The sequence below is a fragment of the Microcystis sp. LE19-10.1B genome (assembly GCF_027530565.1).
GTDB classification, from domain to species: domain Bacteria; phylum Cyanobacteriota; class Cyanobacteriia; order Cyanobacteriales; family Microcystaceae; genus Microcystis; species Microcystis aeruginosa.
The window spans coordinates 1-3,356 of record NZ_JAPZQM010000272.1 but is presented as its reverse complement, the minus strand read 5'-3'; the positions used below and the strand labels follow the sequence as shown (position 1 = coordinate 3,356).

The following is a 3,356-nucleotide window of genomic DNA, read 5'->3' as shown; positions in this document are numbered from 1 at the left end:
TCAATTGTCTATCTTTTGGTATTAACCTATTTGTGCCTTAAGTCCTTTCCTGTATGAATTTCAGCTACTTTTGAGCGTAGTTGCTCTCATCGAATTTTATTTTAAGTTAATTATTTGCATAACAATTCCCGAAGAGCCAATATATAAAAGTATATGAAGATGTGCGGAATGTCGGATTTATCGTCGCCTACTTATAGCGTTTCTCATCAAGACGAAGTGTAAACTGATTTGGTATCGACTGCTGACGACCGACTCCCCAAAAGGAAAACTTCCTACCTCATCATTTAGGATAACTGCTATAAAAAGAGCAGAAGAGGTCATGGTTTCTAGGTTATGCTTGTTAAAGGTATCTTTACTTATCCTACACTTGTAACACCAATCTGTTTAGTATTTGGGAGAAAAAAATTACGCGGACAGGGTAGATGGGGAAGTGGACAGAAAGATTCGAGAATTTATACTAAAATCTAAGATAGCCGGTATAACATCGTCTCAGGGATCAAAACGGAAGCTTAGAATAGATAAAATATGTGGACTTTTATTGATTTATTTGCCGGTATAGGAGGATTTAGAATCGCCTTAGAGAATCTCGGTTGTCAATGCGTTTTTTCCTCGGAAATCGATCCTCACTCCCAAAAGGTTTACTTAGCTAACTATGGTCATTTACCCGATAATCAAGATATCAGAAAATTAGAGGCAAAAACTGTCCCTGATCATGATATACTGTGCGGCGGTTTTCCCTGTCAAGCGTTTAGTATCGCTGGCAGAAAACACGGTTTTGAAGATGCACGCGGAACCTTATTTTTTGAAGTTGCCCGGATCTTACACGAAAAGAAACCGAAAGCTTTTATCTTAGAAAATGTCCAGGGTTTAGTCCATCATGATCGAGGTAAAACTTTAAAAACTATTTTAGATATATTAGAAAAGGATTTGCATTATTTTGTCCCTAGTCCCCAGATTTTAAATGCCAGATATTTTGGGGTTCCTCAAAACCGTCCCCGAATTTTTATCGTCGGTTTTCGAGAGGATTTAAATATTTACCATTTTTCCTATCCTCAACCAACCCATCAAGAAACTTGTCTCAAAGATATCCTAGAAGAAAAGGAAGTCAGCGTTAAATATTATCTCTCTAATCAGTATTTAGAAACTTTGTTTAAACACAAGGATAGACACCAAAATAAAGGTAATGGGTTCGGTTATGAGATTATTTCTCCCGATGGTATCGCTAATGCTATTGTGGTGGGAGGTATGGGAAAAGAAAGAAATTTAGTTATCAATAAAAGACTGACTAATTTTACTCCCGTTACTCGCATTAAAGGAGAGGTAAATAAGTTATTCGTCCGCAGAATGACTCCCAGAGAATGGGCAAGATTACAGGGATTTCCCGATAGTTTTCAGATTGTTGTCAGCGATGTCCAAGCTTATAAACAGTTCGGTAATTCTGTGGCCATTCCGGTGGTAAAAGCGGTGGCAAAAGAGGTGATTAAAACTTTAAATTTATCCAGAGATTCTCAAGAAAATATCAGGATTAAAGACCTAGAGGGGAGACAATTAGAACTATTGTCAATCTGAGGAAAAATAGCAATTGTTTCTAGGTGTTTGGGTAGATGACAGCGTTTCTTACCAAGATGAAGTATAACCTAATTTGGTATAGACGACCGACTCCCCAAAACCAAAACTTCCTATCTCACCGTTAAGATAACTGCCAGAAGTGTTGAACGTCGTAAAAAGTCACACAAAAACGCCTATTATAGATAGGATGTAGAAGTAAAGATAAACCTCAAGGAGATCATAAAATATGCTAATAAATTTTCCAAAACTCATGAAAGATATTTTGAAACCACTGCCTAAAAATGACTACTGGGACTTAAACAAATTTTAAGCCCAAATGTAGCCCAAAGCCGCTTTGTGAGAGGTAAAGACATCAATATTCTGCGTTAGCCAAGTGAAAAAACGAAAAGACATCGCTGTACGAAAAGCCTCCAACGCATCGGTAAACGTCTCCAGAGGTTTATTCGCCCATCGTCTTTGTAGCCCCCCAGTTAAGTGATGCCAGAGAATAAAAGTGTAGGCACAAAACACCAGGATAAAATGGCGAAGAAGGCTTTCTTTCTCGCGAACCTGATATTCTCTTAGCCCCAACCATCCTTTCGCCTCTCGATAGAAAACTTCTACCCAATTTCTTGGCGAGTAAGTTTCTACTAGCCACTGCGGGGTTACTTTTTCCGCCTGGACATTCGTGATAAAATAATCGATGTCCGTAGCTTCTTCCCAAGAACTCGCGTTCATGCGGATGGGGTCGTTTCTGCCATGGGCGTATTTTGACGTGAAAGCCTACTATGACTTGATTATAGCTAAAAAAGGGCTCTTCGGTTTGTGTTATGCAATGGACGGGGGTTATAAGGGATGGAACCCTTATATAGAAAGGCATTTAGCGATTTTTGTCAATTGTTTTTTATCTAGAGCGAACTAATCAATTAAGTCTTTTGCCAGATAAGGATTTAGTCGATTTATGCCCCCCTATCGAACCATAACAAGTAACGAAGAGCCGTGGCTTGTTAACAAGTTTTATCAATCTATTCATAATAAATATTGGCAGAGGATTAAAGATTAGTTATTGTGACTAACTCTTTTGATTAGAAAAAGATAAACTTGATAATCTTCAGTCAAATTTATTGACTCAAAATCAGCTGTACTTAATAATTTAAATGAATCAACCCTACCTACAACCCACACCCAGCCTAGACTTTAATCTCGTTGTCACCCCTGTAGAGAGGAGTCACAATAGACCAAAAGTGCTAGCATGGAGATTAAGCAAATATTTTGTTAAGGAGAGGGCTATGCCTCAATATCTTTCTCCTGGCGTTTATGTTGAAGAAGTACCTTCAGCAGTCAAAGCGATCGCCAGAGTCAGCACCAGCATCCCCGGATTTATTGGCATCGTGCCAGATGAAGTCAATTCGCCATTTGTTGATGTAGTCATCGATGAACCAGTTGGTAAGGGGGATGGAACCAAGAAAGTCTTCAATCTGAGCCGGTATCCAGTCGTGACCGATGCAGGCACCTTTAAAATTAAGGTTAAGGGCAACCCGACCGAGGCAACGCTGTCCAATGACGAGACGAACAAAGTCTCTCAAGTGACCTTTACTAATTCACCAGGCAACGAGGATGCTATCACTGCCGAGGTGGTGATTCGGTAGTAGTGATGGCGGCTTAATCCTTTGCTTTGCTGTGCATTGTAGTCATGGATAAAATACCAAAGGGCTCCCCAACGTGATTCTCCATTTTTTTAGAGAAAGATAGACTCTCTCTCACCAGCCGAGAAATCCTTTGTCGAAAGGTATTATTTAATCTTTCAA

Annotated in this window: 2 protein-coding genes and 2 pseudogenes; 2 read left to right on the top strand and 2 right to left on the bottom strand. The window is 39.4% G+C overall.

Annotation, left to right across the window (positions count from 1 at the left end):
- The first annotated feature begins 525 nt into the window (after positions 1-525).
- The gene (locus O9332_RS09825; RefSeq protein ID WP_002759579.1) at positions 526-1,569 is read left to right on the top strand and encodes a DNA cytosine methyltransferase; all 1,044 of its coding nucleotides are present in this window, start codon (positions 526-528) and stop codon (positions 1,567-1,569) included.
- Between the two features lie 306 nt (positions 1,570-1,875).
- Here the strand turns inward: O9332_RS09825 and O9332_RS09820 are convergent.
- Positions 1,876-2,304 (bottom strand): annotated as a pseudogene (locus O9332_RS09820) (transposase); the annotation flags it as partial.
- A 533-nt stretch (positions 2,305-2,837) separates the two neighbouring features.
- Here O9332_RS09820 and O9332_RS09815 point away from each other — a divergent pair.
- A complete protein-coding gene (locus tag O9332_RS09815) occupies positions 2,838-3,197 on the top strand; it encodes a hypothetical protein (RefSeq protein WP_288025191.1) in 360 nt (119 codons plus the stop codon).
- A gap of 32 nt (positions 3,198-3,229) precedes the next feature.
- Here O9332_RS09815 and O9332_RS09810 read toward each other — a convergent pair.
- Positions 3,230-3,356, bottom strand: a pseudogene (locus tag O9332_RS09810) (IS1 family transposase); the annotation flags it as partial.

What these genes read in the sequence shown, in the direction of transcription:
- O9332_RS09825 (WP_002759579.1), top strand. Translation starts at nt 526, where the DNA reads ATGTGGACTTTTATTGATTTATTTGCCGGTATAGGAGGATTTAGAATC.
- O9332_RS09815 (WP_288025191.1), top strand. Translation starts at nt 2,838, where the DNA reads ATGCCTCAATATCTTTCTCCTGGCGTTTATGTTGAAGAAGTACCTTCA.